Annotated in this window: 38 protein-coding genes, 1 tRNA gene and 3 pseudogenes; 13 read left to right on the top strand and 29 right to left on the bottom strand. The window is 52.6% G+C overall.

Features of this window, described 5'->3' with window-relative positions:
- From HB631_RS24815 to HB631_RS27185, 6 genes and pseudogenes are all read right to left on the bottom strand, one after another.
- On the bottom strand, positions 1–1,560 hold the full coding sequence (locus tag HB631_RS24815) for a terminase (RefSeq protein WP_213993856.1): 1,560 nt from the start codon (positions 1,558–1,560) through the stop codon (positions 1–3).
- Positions 1,557–2,045: a DUF2280 domain-containing protein gene (locus HB631_RS24810; protein ID WP_213993855.1), complete on the bottom strand. Its 489-nt coding sequence runs from the start codon at positions 2,043–2,045 to the stop codon at positions 1,557–1,559. The genes HB631_RS24815 and HB631_RS24810 overlap by 4 nt, the downstream gene beginning before the upstream one ends.
- 31 nt (positions 2,046–2,076) lie before the next feature.
- On the bottom strand, positions 2,077–2,712 hold the full coding sequence (locus HB631_RS24805) for a putative metallopeptidase (RefSeq protein WP_213993854.1): 636 nt from the start codon (positions 2,710–2,712) through the stop codon (positions 2,077–2,079).
- 62 nt (positions 2,713–2,774) lie between these two features.
- A complete protein-coding gene (locus tag HB631_RS24800; RefSeq protein WP_213993853.1) occupies positions 2,775–3,134 on the bottom strand; it encodes a hypothetical protein in 360 nt (119 codons plus the stop codon).
- A 165-nt stretch (positions 3,135–3,299) separates the two neighbouring features.
- Positions 3,300–3,668 carry a hypothetical protein gene (locus tag HB631_RS24795; RefSeq protein ID WP_213993852.1) on the bottom strand — a complete coding sequence of 123 codons (369 nt, stop codon included), beginning with the start codon at positions 3,666–3,668 and terminating at the stop codon, positions 3,300–3,302.
- Between the two features lie 231 nt (positions 3,669–3,899).
- Positions 3,900–4,061, bottom strand: a pseudogene (locus HB631_RS27185) (AAA family ATPase); the annotation flags it as partial.
- A 139-nt stretch (positions 4,062–4,200) separates the two neighbouring features.
- On the opposite strand from HB631_RS27185, the gene HB631_RS24790 reads away from it, so the two are divergent.
- The 3 genes and pseudogenes from HB631_RS24790 to HB631_RS24780 form a co-directional block, all read left to right on the top strand.
- A complete protein-coding gene (locus HB631_RS24790; protein ID WP_314727966.1) occupies positions 4,201–4,707 on the top strand; it encodes a helix-turn-helix domain-containing protein in 507 nt (168 codons plus the stop codon).
- Between the two features lie 56 nt (positions 4,708–4,763).
- Complete coding sequence (locus HB631_RS24785; protein WP_213993851.1) at positions 4,764–5,264, top strand: DUF6622 family protein; 501 nt, start codon at positions 4,764–4,766, stop codon at positions 5,262–5,264.
- Positions 5,265–5,495: 231 nt separating this feature from the next.
- Positions 5,496–5,960: pseudogene (locus HB631_RS24780) on the top strand (recombinase family protein); the annotation flags it as partial.
- 122 nt (positions 5,961–6,082) lie between these two features.
- Here HB631_RS24780 and HB631_RS24775 read toward each other — a convergent pair.
- The 23 genes and pseudogenes from HB631_RS24775 to HB631_RS24660 all read right to left on the bottom strand — a co-directional run bounded on the left by HB631_RS24775 (position 6,083) and on the right by HB631_RS24660 (position 19,304).
- Positions 6,083–6,289 (bottom strand): hypothetical protein, encoded by a 207-nt coding sequence (locus tag HB631_RS24775; RefSeq protein ID WP_213993850.1) that lies wholly within the window; start codon positions 6,287–6,289, stop codon positions 6,083–6,085.
- Between the two features lie 55 nt (positions 6,290–6,344).
- The gene (locus HB631_RS24770; RefSeq protein ID WP_213993849.1) at positions 6,345–6,860 is read right to left on the bottom strand and encodes an Ig-like domain-containing protein; all 516 of its coding nucleotides are present in this window, start codon (positions 6,858–6,860) and stop codon (positions 6,345–6,347) included.
- Between the two features lie 53 nt (positions 6,861–6,913).
- Positions 6,914–7,453 carry a lysis protein gene (locus HB631_RS24765; RefSeq protein WP_213993848.1) on the bottom strand — a complete coding sequence of 180 codons (540 nt, stop codon included), beginning with the start codon at positions 7,451–7,453 and terminating at the stop codon, positions 6,914–6,916.
- Positions 7,428–7,724, bottom strand: a complete 297-nt coding sequence (locus HB631_RS24760; RefSeq protein ID WP_213993847.1) for a hypothetical protein — start codon at positions 7,722–7,724, stop codon at positions 7,428–7,430. Before HB631_RS24760 ends, HB631_RS24765 begins: the two co-directional genes overlap by 26 nt.
- Positions 7,724–8,350 carry a glycoside hydrolase family 19 protein gene (locus HB631_RS24755; protein ID WP_213993846.1) on the bottom strand — a complete coding sequence of 209 codons (627 nt, stop codon included), beginning with the start codon at positions 8,348–8,350 and terminating at the stop codon, positions 7,724–7,726. Before HB631_RS24755 ends, HB631_RS24760 begins: the two co-directional genes overlap by 1 nt.
- Positions 8,347–8,592 carry a hypothetical protein gene (locus tag HB631_RS24750; protein WP_213993845.1) on the bottom strand — a complete coding sequence of 82 codons (246 nt, stop codon included), beginning with the start codon at positions 8,590–8,592 and terminating at the stop codon, positions 8,347–8,349. Before HB631_RS24750 ends, HB631_RS24755 begins: the two co-directional genes overlap by 4 nt.
- Positions 8,589–8,996, bottom strand: coding sequence for a hypothetical protein (locus HB631_RS24745; protein ID WP_213993844.1), 408 nt, complete (start codon positions 8,994–8,996; stop codon positions 8,589–8,591). Before HB631_RS24745 ends, HB631_RS24750 begins: the two co-directional genes overlap by 4 nt.
- A 173-nt stretch (positions 8,997–9,169) precedes the next feature.
- Positions 9,170–9,245 (bottom strand) — tRNA-Pro (locus tag HB631_RS24740).
- 149 nt (positions 9,246–9,394) lie between these two features.
- Positions 9,395–10,228 carry an antitermination protein gene (locus HB631_RS24735; protein WP_213993843.1) on the bottom strand — a complete coding sequence of 278 codons (834 nt, stop codon included), beginning with the start codon at positions 10,226–10,228 and terminating at the stop codon, positions 9,395–9,397.
- Positions 10,225–10,866, bottom strand: a complete 642-nt coding sequence (locus tag HB631_RS24730) for a recombination protein NinG (protein WP_213993842.1) — start codon at positions 10,864–10,866, stop codon at positions 10,225–10,227. Before HB631_RS24730 ends, HB631_RS24735 begins: the two co-directional genes overlap by 4 nt.
- Complete coding sequence (locus HB631_RS24725; RefSeq protein WP_213993841.1) at positions 10,863–11,300, bottom strand: recombination protein NinB; 438 nt, start codon at positions 11,298–11,300, stop codon at positions 10,863–10,865. Before HB631_RS24725 ends, HB631_RS24730 begins: the two co-directional genes overlap by 4 nt.
- Before the next feature lie 159 nt (positions 11,301–11,459).
- Positions 11,460–11,672 carry a hypothetical protein gene (locus HB631_RS24720; RefSeq protein ID WP_213993840.1) on the bottom strand — a complete coding sequence of 71 codons (213 nt, stop codon included), beginning with the start codon at positions 11,670–11,672 and terminating at the stop codon, positions 11,460–11,462.
- A 425-nt stretch (positions 11,673–12,097) separates the two neighbouring features.
- Positions 12,098–12,298 (bottom strand): hypothetical protein, encoded by a 201-nt coding sequence (locus HB631_RS24710; RefSeq protein WP_213993838.1) that lies wholly within the window; start codon positions 12,296–12,298, stop codon positions 12,098–12,100.
- Entirely contained in the window at positions 12,295–14,487 is a 2,193-nt protein-coding gene (locus HB631_RS24705) for a DNA cytosine methyltransferase (RefSeq protein WP_213993837.1), read from the bottom strand. Before HB631_RS24705 ends, HB631_RS24710 begins: the two co-directional genes overlap by 4 nt.
- 275 nt (positions 14,488–14,762) lie before the next feature.
- Positions 14,763–15,233, bottom strand: a pseudogene (locus tag HB631_RS24700) (class I SAM-dependent methyltransferase); the annotation flags it as partial.
- A complete protein-coding gene (locus HB631_RS24695; RefSeq protein ID WP_213993836.1) occupies positions 15,230–15,442 on the bottom strand; it encodes a hypothetical protein in 213 nt (70 codons plus the stop codon). The gene HB631_RS24695 and the pseudogene HB631_RS24700, both read right to left, overlap by 4 nt.
- Positions 15,432–15,731: a MarR family transcriptional regulator gene (locus HB631_RS24690; RefSeq protein ID WP_213993835.1), complete on the bottom strand. Its 300-nt coding sequence runs from the start codon at positions 15,729–15,731 to the stop codon at positions 15,432–15,434. Before HB631_RS24690 ends, HB631_RS24695 begins: the two co-directional genes overlap by 11 nt.
- 21 nt (positions 15,732–15,752) lie before the next feature.
- Positions 15,753–16,445: a replication protein P gene (locus HB631_RS24685; RefSeq protein ID WP_213993834.1), complete on the bottom strand. Its 693-nt coding sequence runs from the start codon at positions 16,443–16,445 to the stop codon at positions 15,753–15,755.
- Positions 16,442–17,461 (bottom strand): replication protein, encoded by a 1,020-nt coding sequence (locus HB631_RS24680; RefSeq protein ID WP_345945733.1) that lies wholly within the window; start codon positions 17,459–17,461, stop codon positions 16,442–16,444. Before HB631_RS24680 ends, HB631_RS24685 begins: the two co-directional genes overlap by 4 nt.
- Positions 17,458–18,198 carry a DUF1627 domain-containing protein gene (locus tag HB631_RS24675; RefSeq protein ID WP_213993833.1) on the bottom strand — a complete coding sequence of 247 codons (741 nt, stop codon included), beginning with the start codon at positions 18,196–18,198 and terminating at the stop codon, positions 17,458–17,460. The genes HB631_RS24680 and HB631_RS24675 overlap by 4 nt, the downstream gene beginning before the upstream one ends.
- 19 nt (positions 18,199–18,217) lie before the next feature.
- Positions 18,218–18,466, bottom strand: coding sequence for a hypothetical protein (locus HB631_RS24670; RefSeq protein ID WP_213993832.1), 249 nt, complete (start codon positions 18,464–18,466; stop codon positions 18,218–18,220).
- A gap of 38 nt (positions 18,467–18,504) precedes the next feature.
- Positions 18,505–19,065 carry a toxin YdaT family protein gene (locus HB631_RS24665; RefSeq protein WP_213993831.1) on the bottom strand — a complete coding sequence of 187 codons (561 nt, stop codon included), beginning with the start codon at positions 19,063–19,065 and terminating at the stop codon, positions 18,505–18,507.
- Between the two features lie 2 nt (positions 19,066–19,067).
- Positions 19,068–19,304: a YdaS family helix-turn-helix protein gene (locus tag HB631_RS24660; RefSeq protein WP_213993830.1), complete on the bottom strand. Its 237-nt coding sequence runs from the start codon at positions 19,302–19,304 to the stop codon at positions 19,068–19,070.
- Between the two features lie 102 nt (positions 19,305–19,406).
- Here HB631_RS24660 and HB631_RS24655 point away from each other — a divergent pair, with 102 nt between their 5' ends.
- The 10 genes from HB631_RS24655 to HB631_RS24610 all read left to right on the top strand — a co-directional run bounded on the left by HB631_RS24655 (position 19,407) and on the right by HB631_RS24610 (position 23,730).
- Positions 19,407–19,799, top strand: coding sequence for a helix-turn-helix domain-containing protein (locus HB631_RS24655; RefSeq protein WP_213993829.1), 393 nt, complete (start codon positions 19,407–19,409; stop codon positions 19,797–19,799).
- Between the two features lie 94 nt (positions 19,800–19,893).
- On the top strand, positions 19,894–20,334 hold the full coding sequence (locus HB631_RS24650; RefSeq protein ID WP_213993828.1) for a hypothetical protein: 441 nt from the start codon (positions 19,894–19,896) through the stop codon (positions 20,332–20,334).
- Positions 20,331–20,807, top strand: a complete 477-nt coding sequence (locus tag HB631_RS24645; RefSeq protein WP_213993827.1) for a hypothetical protein — start codon at positions 20,331–20,333, stop codon at positions 20,805–20,807. The genes HB631_RS24650 and HB631_RS24645 overlap by 4 nt, the downstream gene beginning before the upstream one ends.
- A gap of 306 nt (positions 20,808–21,113) precedes the next feature.
- Positions 21,114–21,335 (top strand): flagellar FlbD family protein, encoded by a 222-nt coding sequence (locus tag HB631_RS24640; RefSeq protein ID WP_213993826.1) that lies wholly within the window; start codon positions 21,114–21,116, stop codon positions 21,333–21,335.
- 88 nt (positions 21,336–21,423) lie between these two features.
- Complete coding sequence (gene kil, locus HB631_RS24635) at positions 21,424–21,552, top strand: host cell division inhibitory peptide Kil (protein WP_255557278.1); 129 nt, start codon at positions 21,424–21,426, stop codon at positions 21,550–21,552.
- Positions 21,549–21,734 (top strand): DUF1482 family protein, encoded by a 186-nt coding sequence (locus tag HB631_RS24630; protein ID WP_213993825.1) that lies wholly within the window; start codon positions 21,549–21,551, stop codon positions 21,732–21,734. Before kil ends, HB631_RS24630 begins: the two co-directional genes overlap by 4 nt.
- 66 nt (positions 21,735–21,800) lie before the next feature.
- Positions 21,801–22,271, top strand: coding sequence for a hypothetical protein (locus tag HB631_RS24625; RefSeq protein WP_255557275.1), 471 nt, complete (start codon positions 21,801–21,803; stop codon positions 22,269–22,271).
- A complete protein-coding gene (locus HB631_RS24620; protein WP_213993824.1) occupies positions 22,268–22,417 on the top strand; it encodes a hypothetical protein in 150 nt (49 codons plus the stop codon). The genes HB631_RS24625 and HB631_RS24620 overlap by 4 nt, the downstream gene beginning before the upstream one ends.
- A complete protein-coding gene (gene exoX, locus HB631_RS24615) occupies positions 22,401–23,060 on the top strand; it encodes an exodeoxyribonuclease X (protein ID WP_213993823.1) in 660 nt (219 codons plus the stop codon). Before HB631_RS24620 ends, exoX begins: the two co-directional genes overlap by 17 nt.
- A gap of 1 nt (position 23,061) precedes the next feature.
- Complete coding sequence (locus tag HB631_RS24610; protein ID WP_213993822.1) at positions 23,062–23,730, top strand: AAA family ATPase; 669 nt, start codon at positions 23,062–23,064, stop codon at positions 23,728–23,730.
- The last annotated feature ends 7 nt before the right edge of the window (positions 23,731–23,737 follow it).

Raw genomic sequence — 23,737 nt, 5'->3', positions numbered from 1 at the left:
TTACATCCGTAGTTTGTGAACGGTGCCTTGCGGCTTGATTGGATTGTGCAATACGCGATATCGAGTACCGTCCCAGTCGTGATCTTCCTGAGTGGTATCGACATCATCAGAATTCTTATCGTCGCGAACCAGGACGGGAATGCGGCTGATCCAGCCACGGCAGCAGTCGAATACATAGAACGCCGGTTTTTCCGGCATACCTGATTCGGTTTTCTTGCCTTCCACCACCGCCTCGAGCATGTCAGCGAAAAGGGACGCGCCATTGATTCGAGAGCCGGGCTTTTTATTCGCTTCAACCCATTTCACGCCCTGGTTTTCCATTTTCTGCGCGATGGATAACTCTTCGTCGCCAGTGTTATAAATTGCGCCGTCCGCGGGGCCGGGAATTACCTTTTTGCAGATACCGGGGACAATATGCATTTGCCCTTTTCCGCGCGTTTCTTCCGGTTCCGGCAGGTCCTGGCCGGCCAGCCGCGCATCGACCCATTTCACGCCCTTGGCGACATTGGTTGACGACATATTCAGGCCTTTATTTAGTTCGTCAGGCGGACAGCCGTACCATTCACCAATGAGGATCAGTGAGCCGGCCGGCGGGCAGAATTTCTTTCCATCCGGCAACGTAGCTTCGGTCCCGTCCGTCTGCGCCCACCACAAGTTCGCAAATGGCTTCGATTCGCCCCAGTCATGTGAGCGATCGACCGTCCACGAATCAGGAATGTGAAACGGCTTGATAACGTGTATTGCTGCGTCCCAAAGATGGTCAAACCGTCCACCGCTGGTTACGTCCCATGAACCCTCGACCCATGCCTTGCGTTTATTCGGGTCTTTGATGTTCATCAGGCCGGCGATATAAACAGGATCGAGGTAGGGATTTTCTTTAAACGAGCCGTGGATAGCGACGCGCGTCAGGGTGATCGGCTCTTCCTGGCGCGTCTGCGGGTTTGGGACCATCTGCGTCTGGCGCACTATCGTTCCGCGCGGCGCCGGGTCGATGAAACGCTTTTTTACCCACGTATGGCCGATACCAAACGGGTTCGTTGTGCTGAACGTTTCCAGCGGGATATTGGGCAGCAGCGAACCGTCTTTGTGCGGATAGTTTTCTGGCCGGAATGATGACCGCCGACAGGAAAACATCGATTCGTAGAAATCGGAATTTGGCTGTTTTGTCAGCTCATTGAAACCAATGAACGGGAATTCCTGCCCGTGGTAATCCCAGTAGTCGGACTCTTCCTTGCCGAACCGGAATAGCAGCTCTTCGCCGGTTGGCCATATCCAGCGCAATTCTGATGCAGACGCTAGGAAGCGAGCGCCGTCCTGAAACAGGCGATACATGCGCTTCGACTGGGTGATGATGTCTGCAAGGTTTTTGTATTCGGTATCGAAGATAACGCCGCGCCAAAACGTGCCATATCCAAGCCCGACAATGCGCCGGAAGCGCGCAAGCTGCGCTGCTGTCTTGCCGGGCCCGCGCGTTCCCTCAAATAGAATTTCATCACAGGGGCAACTCAGCGACAGCGACTGCGAACCGGGCAAGGGCTTCCAGACAACGTTATAACTCATTTGCCTAGAACCTCGCTTTGCTGTTGCTGAGCGGCCGCCTCCCATTCTTCTGCGCTGGTACAGCTCGGTACCGGCATAATGTTGTGCGTCACAGCGCCAGACTGTTCAACCTTTTGCTTGTTCGTATAGACATCGCCCAGCTCTTTCGCGGCCTGCTCCATGAGTTGAGCGGTCATGGCGTAATTTTTCACGCTCTCGGTACGAACGGCCATGCGGTTGAGAACGCGCAACCGATAGGCTTTATTCGCGATCGGGATATCGGAAATTTCATTCTGAAATCGTTCCCGGGTAGCGTTGAACATGTCCACCCATCTTTTCGCCAAGCCTTTGCCGCTTACCTTCGTCGGGTCGTGGGATTCGACCTGTTGCCGGGTAATTTTTATCCCAAACTCTTTTTGGACCGACTCCGCAACCGCTGACGGTGTATCAAAGCACGCAAGCGACTGAATGATGAAGGCTTTCACTTCCGATTTTAAAGCCGCCATGATTCACCATCCGTCCAATCCAGTCCATAATTCACGCCAGTTTCAGCAGGCAAGTTCCGCACGCCCTGGCAATGTCGATATGCCCTACTTCCGCCGGCAGATTTGCTGCATCCACCAATTCTTGCACCTCTCTGCTTGTACCGTACCGGCGAACCACTCCCACAAATTCCTCGACATCATGACCTCGCAATCGCAATACCGGCGCGCCTTCTTTGTTGAATTTTGGCGAACCGAATTCATCCAGCGCCTGGGCAATATGATAAAGCTCATGCTCGACCAGAGCGCAGAATTCGAGATCACTACATTGCGAGCAGTAATCTGCAGCGAGTGTGATAATGAACGTCGGCACGCGCCCGAACCATTCGTGCATCTGCTGTACCATCCTGGCCTTCTGCCAACCGCCAGCACGCATCGCCACTTGTTCAGCTTGGCCCAGGACTGTTCTGCCCTGCTTTGCAAAAGCAGATGACGCCCACAGAAAACACAGGTCTGCATCCTGCAGATGGATATGGTCAGGGTTATGCAGATCACCGCCTTCTCTGATAATTTGCGCGTTGATCCACTCGTTAACTTCGTTGGCCGGCATCAAGCGGGTATACGGGACGAACTCTTCAATAAATTCAACCGGGGGGAATGGCCGGTCCAGGCTATGCGTATCATTAGCCATAATTGCTCCATAAAAAAAACCGCCCAGAGGCGGTCATGATCTTTTGCCGAAAAAAGATGCTATTAAAATTTGAGGTTTTTTATGATTTCATCGGCTAACTTATCCTTTCTTTCTATTTCCTCAATTTGCTGCTTTTTTCTCTCTTTTTCTTCAGCTATTTGTATTTCTAACTTTTCGTCTGCTCTAATGCAAAGCTCATTAAATATTTCTATCTGTAATTGTATTTCATCGTCAGGGCAGGCGACTAAAATAAAATTATTAGAAACATGAAAACTTCTCTTAGCGGTCGAGTGCGTTGATGCGTGTACGCTATTCAATGCTCGAACCCAATCACCACTAGGAAATTCTGAAAGTTGTAGCGCTTTATTGCCAGCACCCTGACCAAAAATGGATCTAGCCTTACTAATTCCAACTATTTTCATCCTACCCATCCCATGAAGTTAATGATAAAGAATCCTCATAAGATATCGCTTTAGCGATGGTATTCATTGGCTAACATCATAAATTTGCTTTTCAATCTGCCATTTTTTGTTCGTGCGCACATTTTTCGGCTTTGCTGGCTTCCCAGCGCCCCAACCTAAAGTCGCTTACCTGCCGCACTTGGCCTTAATCATCGGCAGGAATTTTTCCATGATGCGCTGAACGAGATAGCAAAACGTTTCGTTCGTATGGTCATTGGGAGTTGGTAAGCCGACGATGCTGCATATCTCAAATGCTACGTGACTGGCTTCATGCGCCAGGGTGGCCGGTGAAGCGTTGAAGACGCCCAGCATGATTGTTCTGCGGTCTTTTACTCCACGTTCCAGCTCAAACCCGTCATAACCGCTGAAATCGAACTCTTCGCCCGTCAGCTTTTTGATGTATTTCGTCGCCTGTTCTCGGTCGCGTAGTAACACGATGCGAGCGCAGTTAAATAGTGGCGTTCGCATCTCTGGATGCTTTTTCTTTTTAGCCACAGTTAACTCCACGCAAAGCTGAGGTGATGGGAAAACCAGATAAGCCCCTCAATTACATGTAACGGCTCGCAATCGAAAACAGTCGGACTCGCAATCAGCGCATATTTCGACTCACATTAACTGCAAATGAAAAACACCCCCGGCTCACATTAAATGATAATGGGCTCGCATTTATCCGGCCCGGCTCGCAATCCATTCCACCGGGCTCACAATAACTGCAAATCAACATCGTCATATTGGCAAACTAACCGCCAGCATTCTGTCGCGTAGTTCGACTGTGCGGGCTGGGTCTATCTAACGAGAAAGCACCGACTCTGACAGTGTGGCGATTATCGGTTTCCCATGTGTTTGGTATCCTGCTTCCATTGCCAGCGTCTGGTATAAATGTATCTTCTGGTCCTTAACCAGGCCCGTTATATGCCGGGTTCCGACCTTATGTCACTGGCGTGTCGCCTTGCTGTCATGGTGGTGTCGTATACGGTGCCGGGCTGATGTGTAAGTATTATCACAGGCATTGCAGAGAACGGGAACAATGATGACTGTCGCTGAAAAGGTGAAAACATATCGTCTTACAAAGGCATGGTCGCAGGAACAGCTGGCTGAAGTGGCCTCTCTTTCTGTAAGGACCGTGCAGCGAACTGAAAAAGGCCAGAAACCGAGTCTGGAAACACTCAGTGCGATTGCTTCAGCCTTTGGTGTAAATGTTTCTGATCTCTCGGAAGAGACTTACGTTGCCAGCCAGGCTCTTGATGAACGCATCAGCGAAGCCAAAATTCAGGTAGCGCAGGAAACCCGGTTTTATCGGATTCTGGTTACTGCTGTTCTGGTATGCATAGCATTAATGATAATTAACTATCTGTTAACTCCGGAAAGTTACTGGTCCGTTGTGGTAGCTGTCATATGGGGAGGACTTGTCATATTCAGGGGAATACGCGTGTTTATCATGCGAGGGAAAATCGCCTTATGGCAACAACGCAGGTTGCAGAAAATTCTTCGGTCAGGAAATAAAAAATCGGATAACAAAACCACCGAAAAGTAATGGTATGCCGATTCACCTGTACTGAAAAAGATTAACTTTCGTAACTGGGACAACTTATGGATATTGCACTCTTTTTAAGAGATACCCCCGTCTGGGTATGGATCCTGCTGGCTTTTTTACTGCGACGTGGCTTTGCTGCTCTTTATGACCGGGAGATGACAACCGGGCGGTTGTTTTTTCTTCCGGTGATTTTTCTTGTCTGGGGAGCATATGGTGTTATCACTGAGACAGCACTTGCTGGCGCAAGCCTTACAATGATGGTAGTTGGACTGCTCGCAGGTACCGCTCTTGGATACAGGTTGTGGCGCTCACAGCCACCGCTGAGAAATTCAGATAATCCGGGCATGATTATCAGGGCCGGGACGCCGCTGACCCTGGGGCTGATTGTGATTACTTTTTGCATGAAGTTTATACTTACCTCAGCCATTTATCTGCAGCCGGGATTACGGTCATCCGCAAGTTTTTGTATGTTGTTTGGCGGTGTGACGGGACTTGTTGATGGCGTATTCTGGGGGGGGACCCTGAGACTTTTCATACCCTGGTACAGCAAAAAATGATTAACCGTAACTGCCTGTAATTGAAGCCCCTCCGACCCGCTATCAATTGTTGTTGGCTTACGCCAGATGAAACTGAAATTTTCTCCTGTGGTAAGCGATGGTCGTCCAGTTAGGGTAGACCCAAAGCAGGCAGTCCGGTGAGACAGTTTTTCTGTCTCATTTGGGTTGTTTTTGTCTCATCCCGGTGTTACGTTTTCATCATCTAGAGTCAAACGAGACAGTCTTCATTTTATGGCACTTTACGGCTATGCCCGCGTTTCAACCAGCGACCAGGATCTTACCCTTCAGACACAAACTCTCCGCGCTGCCGGTTGTGAAATCATTCGTGCAGAAAAAGCCAGCGGAAGCAGCCGGACCGGAAGGAGCGAGTTGCAGCTGTTGCTGGAGTTCCTGCGCCCCGGTGATACGCTGATGGTGACCCGCGTGGATCGCCTGGCCCGCAGCATTAAGGACCTGCAGGATATCGTGTACGCCCTGAATCAGCAGGGCGTAACACTCAGGGCAACAGAACAGCCAGTGGACACGCGTTCAGCAGCAGGCAAAGCCTTCCTCGATATGCTGGGCGTTTTTGCTGAATTTGAAACCAATCTGCGACGTGAACGCCAGATGGAAGGGATTGCCGCGGCTAAAGCGCGGGGCGTGTACCGCGGAAGAAAGCCCTCAATAGACCCTGCAGAAGTCTGGCGCCCTTACACCCATTCAGAAGATGTTAAATCTATCACGAATGTAAAGGAATGTAAGCACTCAATTTATTGCCTATTGCAATCATTATCAGAGCCCATCAGGAAAAGGTAATGGGCTCTTGCAGTGACTACGCTTTATGCGGCAGGCGTGAAATCAACGAAGTAATCTTTGCCTACTTCAAATTGTTCTAATGCCGGCGGGTTGCTGATGGTCATTGAAATCTGACCGCTGGGCGTCCATTTTGACCACGATTCGTTACCTTCCCCCATCACCGCCGTCAATGTAACGAGCTGCGTATTGGGGTCAGCAGCGTAACAACGGAACTTTGCACGTACAGCCATGAGTTTCCCCTTATAGATTTTTAGCCAGCGCCCATGAGCAGACACCATGGAGTGATTACAGATATTTGCCTTTCAGCGCAACGAGATCCGCTTCCGCGTCAGCGCCCAGCACAGAAACGCCATGCTCAACGAAAGCAGCGAAAGCCTCGAAATCAGCGCGCGCTTTTTCGAGAGGAGATAACGCCGGGGCGGCGGGCGCCTTTGTACCGGCGATAGCGGCGGCGTCAAGGGTCCCGACGATAGTGGTATTGCCAACCTCTACCACCGGTTTCGGCGCCGCCGCCAGGGCCACAAACTCCAAATTGACCGATTGCGACGCGGTGCCATCCCCCAGGGTCGCGGTGAACGTCACCGGCCCCGCGGCAGTATTGGTCACGTTGACGGTAACTTGACCGTTCGTATCAGTCTGAGCGGACGCCGGCGTAACGGTACCGGCATTCACGCCAAAATTGACAGCTACCCCAGCTACCGGCGTACCGCCGCTGCCGGCGACATTAACTTGAACAGAATTGGCAGCGGTGCCATCGGCAGGCTGGCCGTTGCGCAGAACAGCAAGAATTAATTGAGTCACGGTTTTATCCTTCGAATCGTTGAATAGGCGTTTCAGCCCGGCTAAGAATTTATTCATTTCGTTGCGCTCTGAAGGCAAACATTCCGGATATAGGATTGCAGTCCGCTTACTTGACTGGTAAGAGCGCCGAGTCTGTCGATGAGGGTGAAATAATCCCGTTGAGCGGCGTCATCCAATCTGGCGGTGGCTGCATCAGTTCCGCCGACGGTCCCGGCGGGATCGGACACTGACTTGCTATTACCTGTGGTTTTGCAGGTGGCGTGGAGCTGCAGCTTACGCTTGCCAGCGGCAATATCAGCGCGCAGAGCATCATTCTGAGTTTTGGCATTAGCTAAGTCCTGATGGTATTTAGTGTCAATATCTGCTGCGGCCTGTTCAGCCGATTGCTGCTTGGCGAGGGCCTGGGCTAATTGAGCGGTTGCGGCATCGTCCACGGCTTTTTTGTAGACGTCGGATGCCTTTTGAATGGTCGCGATGTCCTGGTCTTTGCGCAGGCCCTCTATGTACCAGCCGCCCGCGAATGCCACGGCCATCAGCGCTAGGAAGGCCCACAGCCGCCAATATGTTTTAAGGGTGAGAAATATTGCCGCCATGGAGTCCGCCCGGAGTTTGTGGTGTCATTGCATCACTGACCGTGTCGATCCGCTTCTTTTCCAGATCGTGATGAATGCTTTGTCGTTTGCCTATCTGGTCGTTTGCGATGACCGCGGCAAAATAGGCAACGAGCATGGTGTCGGTCAGTGTTCCTTTGTACGCTTCCCAGCCGATTACAGCAGTCACCGTGATGAAGCCAAGGCCCTTCATCCATTTGCTGAGTGATGGCCGTTCGTCGCCGGAGCTGTTGAATATGTCGAGCATTGGCATTAAAGGAGCGCCTTCCTCGCGATTTGATACCGAGCCTGGCGGTCCGGTAAACCATTCAGGCCACCGTTAATCCGCCGCGTCAGCCCTAACATGTCGCTTATGTCAGCATATCCGTTGCATTTGTTTGCCTGCCAGAACCAGCCGGCAGAGCGGGCGGCGTTAACGTCCTGCAGCAGCAAATCCGGATCCCCGACGACATCAACGTCCAGCGCGGCCGCGCATTCAAAATAGTTGTCATAGAACGTGACTTGCTTCAGCCCGCGCCCGCGGTATAGCCAGCCATCACCGTCATGCGTATTACCGTAACGTCCGCCATAAACGATGTTGGCAATCTGCTGCTGGCGCTCGACCGGTACTGTTTTTTCGCCGGGCTGCCGGCCAAGGGTGGCGCGCTGTGCGTCGGTGAGCCGGTTCCCGAATATCGCCAGTCCAGCGACCGAATAATTGAACGACTCGGACAACTGGCTGAACCCTTCCGACTCCGTACCGATCTGCGCAATAAACGCGGCCTGGCGCAGGGCAGTATCAATACCAAATTCCACCATTGCGTCGGTGAGCGGCTGGAACCAGCGCGCAGTTAACCCGGCGCTGATATTAGCCGCCTTCTCAAATTGATCGGATGTCATTTTTCGTCCTTCAGGGCTGCCGCCGTTTTTTCAGCGGTCTTTGCGGGGAGTTGCGCTATCGATGCTTTTATTTCACCGGTTGTCTTGTCCCTTGCATCAGCGCGTAGAGAAAATTTCGCCTGGGCGGTGCTGTAACCTGACTGGAAACCCCCGAGATAAATCCCCATGGCGGTCGCCGCGACAATTAGCCACATACGCCAGGTGATACTGATTTCAGTGTTCTTGAACGTGAAATGGATCATCGGGAAATCTCCAATGCTGAGCGCAACTTGGTAACTTCAGCTGCCAGATGCTGATTGGACTCGGTGAGGGTGGCGACTTGTTTTGAAAGGGCTTCGTTCTGTTTCTTCAGATAATCTTGAGAGCTTTCGATTATCTGCAGGCGCGCCTGGGTTTCGGTGATAGTTTTCCAATATTCCCGGATCGTCTGCTCCCTTTCTTCGATATCGACTTTGAGGGCGTTAATCTCGGTCTGCATGCTCTCGCGCACCTTTTCCTGCCACTCGAGCATATTCACTTGTTGTTTATCATTAGCGCTTAACGCCTTGTTGGAACTGAGCTGCCGACCAAACGCCAATAACCCAGCCGCTCCAGTGGCGACGGCACTCCCAAAACCGACTGCTATTGATGTCCAATCGACGGCCATATTCCCACCGGTTTATTTTTGTCCGGGTAATCTCCGGTGCGTGTGTAAAAGCAGCCGCGCCGACCTTTGTAGGTAAGGGAAATCCTCGGCGGGCTGAAAGGAGTTCAGTTCCAAGTCGTAAGGCGCATTTTGATTGGGGAGGGTGATCGTCAGATTTGACATGGAACTGAATATGGTCAGCCCGGCAGGATTCGAACCTGCGACCCGAAGCATCCAAGGCTCCTACGCTACCAACTGCGCTACGGACTGAAATAGAAAAGGGCCACACCGAAGTGAAGCCCTTAAACGCAAAAACCCCGGCATTTGCCGAGGTTTCGATGTTCTTTGCTGTTCAACGGGCTTTAAAATCCCATCGTTGGCGTTACGTTAGTCCATTTCACCCAAAGCTGCAATAAGTTTTAACGGGTTATGTTTTCGAGCGCGGCGCCGGCGTCACTCTCCTCCTTATGGCACTGCGTTATCAGGTCCTCATAGAATGGCTTTAATGTGCGCGACCAGGTTTGTTGCGGTATGTCCAGGCCGATGCCGGCGAGCGCGCGGCGAACTGTTTCAGCGGGAATGCGGGAATACCCACGGCCCTGGCATTTGCTGCAGGTCTTATAAACAGGAATGCCGCCCTGCTCCGCTGTTTTCTCTTTGTCCACCACCTCGCCCCGGCCGTTGCACCGGCACGAATTGCTGACCACTTTTTTACCGTTGCAGGTCGGGCATACCAGGCGGGTGATATCGTAATAGTTGAGCTTTGCCAGCATTTCACGGCCCGGCATCTGCTCAATGCTGGCGGGCAAATCCCCGCGCTCAAACATGGAAACCGTCTCGCGCGTTGCGGCAAGCTTGTTCATGACAAACTGACGATCTTCGAGAAAGCCCTCCCCGCCGCAGCATTCACATGTCCGGACGCTAGCGGCGCTGCGGGCGTAATCCTGATAGGCATAAACTGCCAACAATCTCAGCGTCGGGCGCTTAATGTCATCCTGCAGCTTTTCAACTGCCCGGTACCGGTGGGCCTGGGAAAGCGCGTATTGGTAGAGGTATTCCAGGGCGCCATCCGGTTTGCTGATGCCCTCCTTGGACAAAAACAATTCAATCCCTGGTTGCGCCCGGTGCCCAACCATTCCAAGGGATGCCATCACATCTGTGATAGATAGAGATTCGGTTGCAGTGGCTGGTGAGCTATCACCCAAAAGCAGACATTTTGGTGAAAAAAATTTCGGTAATGATTCGAGCTTCATGCTGCCTCCTCCCGGCTCTCTATGAGTGCCTTACGTTTCGCCTTATACTCGTCACGGATCCGTTGATAATCTTCAATGCGGTAGCGCTTTGGCTCATGCGGGCCCTCGAGCCATTCGACATAATCCTGGCCGAATTCAGCAACGAGATTTTCCCGGTATCGCTGGCTGACGGTGTGGTTTTTGCGTGTGTAATGCCCGGCGCCGCCATTGCACCTTTTGCATTGCCTAAAGGCGTTTTTTTCTTCGAAGCGCAGCTCTGGATGCGAACCAACAGAGAGGAAATGCCCGCAATCCCATTTCCCGCCATGCAGATCCGGCGGATTGATGTCACCGCAGCTGATGCAGGGGCGGTCAAAATCGCGCTCACGGATATACCCGTTGAATTCGTCTTGTGCCCTCTTCATCCATTCCGATTTTGTCGTTAATTTGTCCTTTCGTTCCCGCCAGGCGGCGCGCTCTTCTTTCTGCTGGTCGCGCTGACGCTGCTTTGCAAGCTGCGCGGCTTTCGCCTTGGCTTTTTCGGTTTGTGCCCGGCCATATTCTGCCGCACAGGTATAAGTGCAGACAATCTGCCCCTCGCGCACCGGATGGAACCATCCTCGGCACCAGGCGCATTTCCGACGAGTAGGTTTTTTCATGCCATCCGCCCGAAATAGTCGTCCGTGTAGCGCACCTCGCGCAGCTTGACGCCCTTTCCAACCGCGAACGCCTGGGAGTATTCAATCAGGCTGTTCATGCGCCGAATGCCCATCTTCGCGGTGCTCTCGCGAATTGGGACGAGCTCGCCCTCGATGCCGGTAATGACCTCGCCGGGTTTGCCGGTGACCACGGCGTGACCTGACACCAGCAACGCTTTCCATGACGTTAACGGCCATGCCCGGCTGGCGAATGGGATTTGCTGCTTTTCGAGGTCACCGCAGAGGACGTGAAAGAGGTTGTTTTGTGGCAGGGTGCGATCGGGATCAGAGAATTTCACCACCAGGGGGAATTTCGCATCCGCCGGCAGCGCTTTGATATATTCGATGAGGTTGCGGCGAATATTATCGTCGCGCAGATAGAAGGTTGCATTCATGCGTCACCGCCAGGGGTAACCGCAGAATGCAAAAAATTGCTAGCGTCGTTAAACGTCAGTCGCTGTGAGTCAATGCTTTTTTGTGACTGCGCCATGGTGTTCTCCAGTGGCGCAGCAGGTCAGGCTTGTTCAGGGCCTTGATTTAATAGTATCAGAAATTTAAGTGACTTTGTAACCGGCTTTTTCAAGCATTTTCGTGAAGAGCGATGGGGTGCCGATTACCTCATCCTGGCGCAGCGGCAGAAAAGAGGTTCCGGTCCCATGACGGTACATTACTGACCTTTCGCAATCAGGAAAATCAGCGAAAGTCGCCACAACGGTTTTATCGACGCAGCGCACTACGGCATATCCAGATTCTGGTAAATCATCCATAAGAGGCACAATAATCACCGATTAACTGTATAAATATACAGTAATTATTATCGCCAATTCGTTGCAATTGCAACGAAAAAATTACCCATTCCTTAACCTCTTTGGCGACAGAAATCACTTTTTTCTGATCGAAATTATGCATTTACGAAATCGAAGGCGGTCCGGTCATATCGTCGTTCCATTAACTATTCTTAGCTTTCCGCCGACCGGGATTATGGGGTCTAACGGGTCCGCGACACTGCGACGATTCCACGCCCGGATGGCATCGTGCTTTGTCCTGAAATAGAGTGTTATTGGAACCACCAGACAATCCTTATTCAGACAAGCGATAAAACAACCGTCGCCGTCCGGCTCGATCTGAGCGGTGCCGCCGCAAAACGGGCATGGCAGCAGGGTCATTCCCGCCGGTAGCTTGGTGTCGATTATCATGATGCACTCACCTGCTTAGCCTCAAACGCAGAGGTGAGTTCTTCCAGTTCGCAGATCAGCCCCATAAAATGGTCTTCTTGATAGAAGACAGAGCCGTATTGTGCCTGGTACTGGTTCGCTGCCCTGGCGCCCTCCATGAACATCTGAAGGCGCAGTACCCTGGCATTGAAAAGGGCAATTTCATAATCGTTAATCACGCTGCCTCCTCGGCCTTCGCCTGGCAAAGCTCTGGGAGATTAGCCCGGACCAACGCCTCGGCGAACGGCGGCGGAACTGCGTTGCCGCAGCGTGCAACCTGCTTATCCTTGGCGTATTTGGTGCCTTTGTAATCCTGATCGATGATGTACCATGACGGGAAGCCCTGAGCGGCGTATAGCTCATGCGGTTGCAACATCCGCATGCCGATATCGACAATCTGATAATCAACTCCTTCGACCGTGACCAGACCAAAGCGGTCCCGGTTGGTTACCGTATGAAGTGGAGCGGTAATATCCAGCCCCTCTTTTTCATTACCGTAATACTTCAGCAGAAACGCCCTCACCTCGCCGATATGCATCCCACCGGCGGTGATGGTCGGTATTGGTTGTGTGACTGGCTGGCCGTCTTTGCAGGTCCCGCGCAGTTTAATCAGATGGGAGGTAACCAGCGCAGAATCCGCTTTCGCTGTCACCGTTTGCAACGGCTCGCTGGCGTCGCGCGGACGGCTTTGCCCTGCCCGGCCACCGCAACCCACCAACTGCGCGGATACCAGGGCATGATGATCGACTGTCGTCACTGTGTGGGCTGGTTCGCTTAGGCTGGCGCCCGGGCCCGTGTAATTGCCACCGAAGTGTTTTACCAGAAAAGCTTCAACAAGCTGGCTTTTACCGCCACCGCCGGCCGTGATCGTACCGTTTGGCTCATCGACGCCATGGCCTATGCTGTTGCCGAACTGGCGCGAAATTATCGGTGCGACAATAGCGAATTTATTGCCGCCAGCAGTAACAGTCCCGAGGGGCTTTTCCACATCCAAACAGCGCGGTGCCTGGCCGACTCGCTCGCCATAACCCATCTGAATTAACGTGGGTGTTACCAGCAGGTGTTCTGCCTTGCTGGTGACGGTTGTCAGCGGTTTCACTGTCTCATAAGACATGCGGTCACCACCAAAGCCAGTCTGGCCGATGCGGGCAATAATCGGCGAAATTACGCATGCGTGATTTGTGTTGCACAGCGTATGCATCGGATGATCTACTGGGCGCGGCTTCGCTGAATATTTCGGACCGCCGGCGCCGGCAATGAAAGGCGACAATTTAGCCTCAACCATGCCCAGGGCGTGCCCATTCCCGCCAGGGCGTTCTGAGCTGCCGGCGGTGATAGTTGATAGCGGCTCGTCGCATTCCTGCCCGGTGGCGCCAGTGCGGAATTTAGTGATATGGGGAGCAACCACGGCATAACCATGGCGACCGGTTACAGTCTGTAGCGGTTCATCTAATGGCTGACCGCGAAAATCGCCACCAGAGTGATTGCACTGAACGATAAACGGCGTCGGGTTATCGATGACAAAACGTTGGATGCCGCGGGCAATGCGCTTCAGTGTGTTCTCGGCCAGTGGCCGCTTGCGCTCGAAAATACTCGGGCATGGAATAGACCAGTCAATACACTCCGCCGCGGTGCGCCAGGGTTTAAGTTTTCCGCTCTGAACCTCCAGTGATTTCGGATCTCCGTGAGTCGGTTCGGGCCAGACAATTGGCTGCGCATCGCAACGCATGATCATGAAAAACCGTTTACGGATGGTCGGCGCGCCGTAATCGCAGGCGCGGAGTTCTCGATAATCGACCTTATAACCTAACCCCGCAGCCAGCCTGCGCCGGTCATCGCTATCCGATGAGATACCCAAAACCTCGCAACATTCGTCAAGGGCCGGATGATCGGCGGCAATGCCAATTGTCAGCATCGCCACGAATGCCGAGAACGTTTCGCCGGCCCGGGCAGAATCGGGATATTCGAAACCATCAGGACCAGTCACCAGTGGCCCCCAGGTTTTAAATTCTTCAACATTTTCGAGCATCACCACGCGAGGCCGTACCCGAAGCGCCCAGCGCAAGACGATCCAGGCCAAACCTCGTATTTCTTTTTTCACCGGCTTACTGCCCTTGGCCTTGCTGAAATGACGGCAATCAGGACTGAACCACGCTGCACCAACGGGTTGTCCACCAGTCGCCGCAACCGGATCGATATCAAAAACTGATTCGCAGTAATGCAAGGTTGATGGATGGTTGGTCATGTGCATCGCTATGGCGTTTGGGTCGTGATTAATCGCAATATCCACGCTGCGACCGGTTGCCATTTCAATGCCCGTCGATGCGCCGCCACCGCCCGCAAAATTGTCTACGATGATTTCCCTCATGCTGTTGCTCCCATGGCTGCGGTTAATTTAACGGTTTGTTGGATGATGGCGTCCGACGTTAAACCATCCAATTTCATGCGATTAATGTGACTGCGGATTTTGTTTTGCAGCTCAGCAGGAAGGTTGCTGGCGGCCGAGACCTGATCAAAGAGGAAATGAACCTCGGCGGGCCAGACTGTATCCGGCACCTCCGGCATGAGTAAGGCCTCGAGTTCGATAATGCGTCTGGTGGCGTATGCCAGCAGGGGATCGGATTCGGGTTTTGCTGTAGATTCGTCCTTGAGAAAGGTCAGCCAATGGGTGTCTGACCTCTTGCCGGACTTATGCCCCACCACCGGCTTATGGTCAGTCAGCGCGAGAATATGACTCACCGAAATATGTGTTTCGTTCCATTTAAATATCAGTACGCCGCCGGGCCGCAGCACCCTGAACGCCTCACAAAATCCGGCGCGCAGGTCCGCCTGCCATGTCTCCTTATTCAGCACACCGTATTTTGCTCTCATCCAACTACCCCCCCCTGCGCGGGCCATATGCGGAGGGTCAAACACCACCAGGCTGAAAGTGGAATCGGCGAAAGGAAGATGGCGAAAATCGGCTATCAGGTCAGGGCGAATCTCCAGGGCCCGGCCGTCACAAAGTGTATGGCTTTCGGCCCTGTTATCGACGAATACGGCCCGGTCATCATCATGGTCAAACCAGAAGGCGCGCCCGCCGCAGCACATATCAAGAATTGGCGGATTTTTCATAAGTCATTTGCCGCCTGAGTGAAAGCGCGATCGATTTTATCAATCGCTGCCACGCATGCCGTACGAACGGTTTTCTCGTAACCTTCGGTCATCTTGACGTTCGATATGTCAGAACGCATGCCGATAGTCACTTCGCCAATGAATACCTCTTTGACGTCGCCCTGGATTGAAACCCTGACAACGACTTTCGGATCGGTATTATTCGGCATGTTCGCCCCCTTCCCTAACTTGAGAAACGCGGCGGTTGAAAAAATCCACCATGCGATTAACGCCATATTCGGCTGATGGCTCGTCACCAGAAATCACCACGTAAAGCCTTTGCCCGTTATTAGCGCCGGTGCCTTTTACGCAAATGATCCCCGCCTCTTTGAGCCGCTTCACGGCTTCATGAACTGCGGAATCGCTCAAACCAAGTGCGCGATAAATCTCGCCCGCCGTCTTGCCTTCGTTGCGCTTGATGTAGCGTAAAACACGTTCTTTCGTTGATAGTGCGGTCATTGGTCAAATCTCGATTGATGGTTAATTACCCTGGCGGAGATTGAATTTCTTTCGAATTTCCGCGATTTTATCCAGTCCTTTTTCCTTCGATAAAGGCGGGCCGGATGTGCTCAACGGGAGTTGCGCCACCGGTGCCGGGATGATTTCGCCCACCTCAATTCGGCGCGCCATGAGGTTTAATTCCCGACGCGCCTCGCGCCGCAGCTCCAGCACGCTCCAGTTCCCGCTGCGCATTCCGTCGTATAACCGGGTAACCATCCAGTACGCGGCATGGCTGGTCCAAGAATAGGATTCGGCTGTCTCGTACTGGCTGCGTTTACGGGCATACACCAGCACCATAGTGACCAGGCCCTCGTCATCCGGCAGGCCGGCCTGCTTAAGGGCGCCAACTTTGCACCAGGCGATGAACTGCCCGGGCGACGGCAGGAACGGCTTTTCCTGCTGGCGGGCCATGGCCATGCCGGCGTTAATCTGGGCGATGGTGCGGATACCGTTTTCACGAAAAGCCTGCGTCCACTGCCTGCGTAATTCGTTAAGTTGCGCCTGGTCGCTGATGGTCGCATCGATGGCCGGCATCACGGCACGCAGCTGGCGGAACAGCTCGTTGAACAGGTCCACGGCGTCCAGGCTGCTCACTGGCGGGTTATCGGCCGGCATCATGCTCTGCAGCGCGCCGCTGTCGCGCTCATGTATCGCTTGCTGGAGTGTTTTCATAGGGTCCCCGGCGGTAATGAGTCGGCCCAGTCGCGGTTATACCAATCGAGTTCAGCCTTAGCTGGGCGAGCTTGGGGTGGGTTGGGCTGTTGGGATTTCTGAATGGTCAATGTGTTCCACTGCTTACGCAGTTTGTCGGGGCTCAGGATGTTACTTTTCCAGAAGTAATGTCGGCTGGCCCAGTCGTACAAAGAACAGATTTCCGACAGGGTTCGGCCATCAATCTCCCGCATCAGGCGGACTTCGTTGGCCCAGTCCGGCCAGTTTGGATCTTTGACGGTGGAGTTGATTATCAACACCCTGCCAAAGATAAACTTGGCGGTTTTCAGGTCGTCAGCCGTTCCCCACAGTTTGCCAGCGGGTGTATATATCCCGCCGATGGCGTCAGGATGCCTCGATAGAAATTTTTCTGTAACGTCGTTGGGGAATTCGTCAGAATTCTCCGACGAAGAGATCTTTTTATTCTTGTTATTACCTTCTTGTTCATGGTGCGCGGTGTTGTGCTCGCCGTTATGCGCGGCATCACCCTCTGAGGCCGCGTCATCACTGGGTTTGTTATGCTCGCTGATATGCGCGGTGTTATGCTCGGGTAAATTGCCTATTTTTTCGGCATATTCGGCGTAATTCAGGATGGTGATCAGCGTTCCTTTTCTGTGTACGGTTTGTACCAGAATCATTTTTTCCTTAACGAAAAACGCCAGCATGCGCTCGACTGCATGGCGCCCCGTTGGGATCCCTTTTCTATCGCATAATGCCAGCCCCAAATCATCTGAGGTAACGACCAGTTGACCGGGTTGAAGTTTCCATGAATTACCTTTGAAAACCGCTGTATAAGGCTGTCTTGCGGCATCCAAAAGCAGGTTATCCCAGAGAGCGCGAAGGTAAACGTCTTTGGCCCATAGCTTCTTCTTGATACTTCGGTACAACGGGATATAACCGGTCTTCTGGTTCTCCATCCTGTTGCTCCTGAACTGATCCTGACGATCAGGGAAGTTGAGTATTTCTGCTGTATTCACCGCTCGCCATCCTTAGCGTCAACGGATGGCGCCGGCTCGGTCGTCATTGCCGTCAACGTGCTCTTGTAATTATTCAGTACCCGCAGTGCTGCCCGGCATTTTTCCAGACGCACAAACCGGTTTTTTGTGCGCGATATTTCCTTCCCGAGCTCACGCAACGTCGGGACCTCTATGCTCGTAGAGGGTTTAACGAAAACGGGAATTGATTTCATGAATTCAGCTTCGCGCTCGCCCGGACCGGTTGGTTGCTCGTCCGGAATTTTTGCCGTGATTTCTATCGGCGGCAGCTCGAAAAAGCCAGGGAGCGTATCGGGATCATCGTCCGGTTGCACCGGTGGCTGTTTAGGTAGGCAGTAATAAAATTTTCCATTGTCGTTCCGGCGCAAGACCTGGCCCCGGTTGGTGGCTACTGCGAGAGTTGAGGCTATCCGCCTGGCGGTTGCGCCAGTCATCTGCGCCAAACTCTCTGCAGTTTGCGGCCCTTCGCGGGTAATAATTGTAATGAGGTTATTGGCCGTAATCGCTACTTGTTCAATACGTTGCAAGGGAATTGGTGCAGAAACAGGTATTTCGGCAATCGGCAATTGCCAAAGACCCTTCACCTGACAGATTTTCCCAAGGTCTTCGTGTTCGCGCAGCATTTCAAGCGCGGGGCGAATATCTATCTGCATTCGGACGGCGATGTCCCGCGTGGTCGCCTTTTCCATCTTCCCGATGACATCCAGTAAAGTTTCCATTGGATCCCCTGTTGTTTATTTATTGGCGCCGGCGCGGTGCAATTGCCGCTTTGGGCTTTTGCTTTCTTGCCGGCAGGCCGTATTTTTCTGCCCACAAACGCGCATGCCTGAGCACGTCGTCATAGATGCGCCCTTTCCCGCTGCCCTGTGACATGCGCCGATAGAGGGCGATAGCTTCGTCTGCCCCCACCTGCGCAATTGCCGGGGTGTAGCCCTGCTTGACCAGGGCTTCGCGGACATTCTTTTCGATAAAGGATTCCCAACTCATTGGATGGTTTCCTCGTATGGTCTTTGGTCAAAACTCGATTAAAAGCACTTTCTGAACTTCACCGCGGCGCTGGCCATCACCGCGCCCCACCGGTCGGGCGGCGCCAGGCGCACAAGCGACTCGATGCCTTCCATGATTTCCTTCTCAATCTCTTTGCCCGGCGCATCCAGCAAGACAGCCCTATGAGCTTCGGCGCACTCTTTTGTCGCCACAGCAACGCGTGCAAGGCGCTCATCCGGTTCGGCAAGACCGGCTCGAAAATCGAGCGGCAGGACGTCGAGAATGTACGGTGCCAACGCGGTGACATAGCGTCGGTACCGCGGCGAATCGCCATCTATCCAGCGAAAAATCTTCTGGGCGTTGCGTGAATGGTTTTCATGGAAGCCGAAACCCTCGCCGCCCAGATCATGACAGGCTGCGACTATTTCAGCGGCCACGGCTTCTTTGCTGCGCCAGCCGGCAGCCCAGGCGCGAACGGCGCGGCGCAATTTCTCATGCGTGACGTCATCACTACTGATGCTTTTGACTGCTGGTTTCTGATTGCAACAAATCACATTGCCCAGATTGAAGTTGCTATTATTCAATGATCTAGCGCGCATCGTTATGACTCCTGTTGTTGTGGCTGAGGGACCCCGTCGGTTGAATTGGGGTAAAGGTCTGGGCGTAGCTCATGAGGAGTTACACCGGTTAAATGAAAAATCGGGAAAACGTGGTCTGATGGAATTACGCCGTTATAACGGTTCTTCCAATGACTTATGGCCATCGGTGAAAGTCCGAGTTTTTCGGCCAACCGGCTGGCATTACCCGCTTTGCGTATGGCCTTATCTAATGCATTCATACTTCACTCCCATGGGTAGACATCGAGATTAAACAATATGTTTATATAAATGTCAACTTTATGAGATTTCTACGATGTAAACTTTTGGTTTAAACTCACAGCATGAAAGAAAATAATCACCAGACAGATCATCCGCAGATAAAGCGACTAAGCGAACTGATGGAGTTGAAGGGTATCTCTAAGGCTGAGATGGCCCGCATCGCTGGCGTCAGCCCGCAATCAGTCAACAATTGGTTTTCTCGAGGAACCGTTGGCAAAAGCTCTGTTCTGAAACTGTCTGATGCACTTGGTGTTTCTGTCGGCTGGTTATTGGGTGAAGAGGTTGACGAAGAAAACGGCCTTAAGCCCCGCGAGCATAAGATGCTTGAACTGTTTCGCCAGCTCCCCGATACCGAACAGGACCGCATGATCGACCTGTTTCAGCTCCGGCTGAAAGAGCTGGATGAGTACATGGAAAAGTATCTGCGGGGAAGATATAAACCAGCAAACGAGTAATTGAGACCATCTAAACGATATTCTGCTACAAAAAACAATATTTCAGCAATTTCAAATCTGAAGGAAATAGAATCTAGGTGAGGAAACAATAAAAATGGAACCAGAAAAAATATTTTTCGTTTATCCTACCCTTATCCGAGCAGGCATGGCTGCAAATGGAACTTATCTACCTGGTATCTCGATAAAATTGAACCAAAAAGGTACCAGGCACCTTATGGTTATCACCGCCGGAATAATGTTTAGGTCTGTTGGTATGTATTTTACTGAGATTGATATCCAGCACGAAGAAAAATCTATTATAAGTAATCCTACTAAATCAGGGAAAATGGATCTTTTATTTGCAGATCAGACTAAAAATTACCTGCAACTTAATATTTATTCCATGTTTGCCAGTTCTTTAAACCTCGATGAAGATGGTTTATATCGCGTAATCGTCAAAATCTATCATTCTGAAAATGGCGATAAAACAGGCGAGCCAATTGATCAAAAGGACTGTTTCTTCTTTGTTTCCCATGATGAGGAGACAGTAAAATGAGTAATCTTTACCCTTTTCCTCTAAGCGATGGAGATGTTGCAAAAACAACCACCGACCCCCATAATCTTTCACATGGTAGCGGTAATGGCGAAGGTGATGGAATGTCTGATATGACTAGAACTGAACTTGATGCCAAGCTAGGTCAAAACAAGGCCGAAGTCGAATCGGTTGCCGCTTCTATGCGCCAAGAAATGGCAGAATTCCGTTCCTTTCAAACACAGCAGTTCTCATCCCTAACCACGACCCTGGCAGATATAAAAGGTGACATCACTGGATTTAGAGGAGAAGTCACCGGGACAAAAGATGGTTTGTCTGGAAAAATTGAAGGAATGCGAGACGGTTTATCTGGACAAATTGATGGTCTAAAATCCTCAGTTTCTACAATGCAATGGATGATCGGCTCTGTGTTGGCTTTCTTGGCTCTCATTGCTGCCGTGGTAGCTATCCCCGGCATTGATAAAATACTCCATTAACAAGAGACCTTTCCCATAACCCGCCCCGCGCGGGTTTTTTTGTGCCTGAAATCCCCCCATCCCATTCAGCCTATATGCCGCCAGAAAAAGCGTCGCATAGCTTGTCATGCATATTTAAACTCATTTAGTTGACATTATTATAAACATTGTGTTTAATAACTTCCAACGCAGCAACGAGTCATCCAGGCAGGACGCCCACGCAGTAGCTGCCGGCGGCACACGAACCACCGGATGAGATGGCAGACACAAACGCGCAGCAGGTCAAAACAATGTTCCGCCAGCCGGGCGACAACGGCCAGAGGGTATATGCCTAAATTCATCATGCTTCACCAGTGCAATGTTGGCACAAACGAGCAACTGCCCGGCGCGCCGATCACGGTGTTAGAACCTGTTTTTATCAATGCGGACCGCATTGAAATCATTTTGTCAGGCATCAATTCGGTCGTTTCGCTCTATTCAGGCGAATGCCTGGAAGTGAAAGAGAAACCAGGCGAAATCATCGAGCTCATCCATGGGTTGCAGTCATGAGCCGCAACGGCTGGCGGTCCCTGTCCATCCTGATGCTCATCATGACAGTGGCTTATATCGCGCTGGGGATGATGGTCTGGTGGCTGAAATGAAGGGCAAAGCGGCCATGGCCGCCGCTGCGCGCAACAAAGCGGTTATCGCCCGGTTTTTGGGTGATGAAAAAATGTGGCGAGAAGCGCTGGTCAAATTGGGCCAGGCGCTGCGGAGGGTTCAATGAATACGTTATTCGCACTGGTTATCAGCATTTGCAGTACGCATGGCGCCTGCACCGACGCGGTGGTCGATGTGTACGAGTCTGAAGCGGCTTGCCACCAGGCTGCGTATGAGCAGCGCATTGATGGTGCCTGCTATCCGGTCGACGGCGTTATGCATCAGATAGACGAACAGCCGCCCCAATAACGCAAAAACCCGCCGAAGCGGGCCTTACGCCGAAATTGCCGACCAAAGCAATGACGGAATCGAGTTTTGACCAATAACCACACCCAAAGGCGCATTCACTGGCTAAGGGGATTCTACAACCTGTTGGAGGGAAATGCCACCATGCAGCCATACCAAACAATAACCCGGGAACGCCTCGCAGAGCTGCCGGCCGGCGCAAAGCTAAAGCTGGGCGCGTACGTTGTCGAATTCATTCGCCGCGGCGCCATGCAGTTCCCGGACGGCCACGAAGAAACGTTTGTAGAGTACATCGATATCCGTGGCATCGCCGGCAGCTTTGAAGAAAGCATATTCCTGCAGTCCGCTACCGAGCACCTCGACGCCGTACGTTGCACGAACTGCAACGCGCTGCGGGCGAAAGCAGATTGCATCACCCGCGTGATCGCATTTTATCGCGATGTCCGTTTCGTCCATTTTTGCGCTGACAGCGATTGCGCAAAAAGCTATTTCGCTCGCCACCCCGAACAGGTCCCTAAGCCGCGCCGGAGGATTTCATGAACAGCGATATCATGGTGCTGATCGCCCTGCTCTGCCTGCGTAACGGCGTGACGCCTCGGGAACTGGATGAGCTGGCGCACCAGCTCGCCGCATTCGAAGCAATCAACGATGCCCGGACCGGGAGGGAATATGTTGCGTGTAATTGATACTGAGACAACAAGCCTCGAGGGCGGCGTGGTGGAAATTGCCAGCGTCGATATCGTCAACGGCGTTATCTGTAATCCGATGAACGATTTCGTTAACCCGGGCGAGCCTATCAGTTTTGAAGCGATGTCCATTCATCACATCACCGAAGAAATGGTATCCGCCGCTCCGACGATTCGTGAAGTCATCGGCCGCTACCTGGGCGCGGATGCATACGTTGCGCACAACGCCAAATTTGACCAGTCAAAGCTGCCCCAAATCACCGCGCCCTGGATCTGCACGCTGAAGCTGTCCAGGAAGCTTTATCCGGAGTTCGAGAGCCACGGTAACCAATATCTGCGTTATCGCCTTGGCTTAAAGCCCGCGCTGCCCGCCGGCCTGCATGCCCACCGGGCGCTCTATGACTGCTACGTCACGGCCGAACTGCTGATTTATATGGGCAGCCTGGCGAAGTGGACCATGCGCCAGATGCGCGAAATCTCCAACGCCCCGTCCCTGCTGCACACCATGCGTTTCGGCAAGCATAAGGGCAAGTTGTTTTCCGAAATCGCCGTTATCGACCCGCAATATCTGCGCTGGCTGCTGAGCACCAGCGACCTGGACGAAGACCTGCAGTTCACCATTCGCCATTGGCTGGGGGCCTGATATGGGCACTCCCGTTCTTATCCTGGGCGATTCCGGCGCCGGCAAGTCGTACAGCCTGCGCAACTTCAAACCGGATGAAGTGATCTTGCTGCAGTGCATACCCAAGATTTTGCCGTTCCGCGCCACCGGCTGGCACCTGCACGGAAAGCTGTTGCCGGATGGCACAAAGCAGCGCGGTAACGTTCTGCGTATGGATGACTGGGAACAGGTCCAGGACACCATCAACCGGATGGTGCTTTCGAAGACACGCCAGGTCCTGATCATTGATGATTTCCAGACCGTCATGCAGCACGAAAATATGATGCGCGCTTACCAGACCGGATACGGGAAATTCACCGAAATGGCCGATCACATCTGGCGCATCATCACCGCGGCCACCCAACTGCCGGATGGCTATCGAGTGTATTTCCTCGCCCACACAGAAGAAGTGGAAGGAAAAGTCCGGATGAAAACCACCGGCAAAATGCTTAATGAGAAGCTTACCCCGGAAGGCTATTTCTCTATCGTCCTGCGCGCCATCAAGAAAGACGGGAAGCACGTTTTTTTAATCAAGGGCGATGACAACGACACCGCCAAAGCGCCGCCCGACCTGTTCCCGGGCATGACCGAAATCGACAACGACTTAAAAGCGGTCGACGTCGCCATTACTGAATTTATGACTGAACTGTGAGGAAATC

It is taken from the genome of Sodalis sp. dw_96 (assembly GCF_018449575.1).
Lineage (GTDB): Bacteria > Pseudomonadota > Gammaproteobacteria > Enterobacterales > Enterobacteriaceae > Acerihabitans.
Note: the sequence above shows the minus strand (reverse complement) of the source record. Positions and strands in the feature narration are given on the sequence as shown.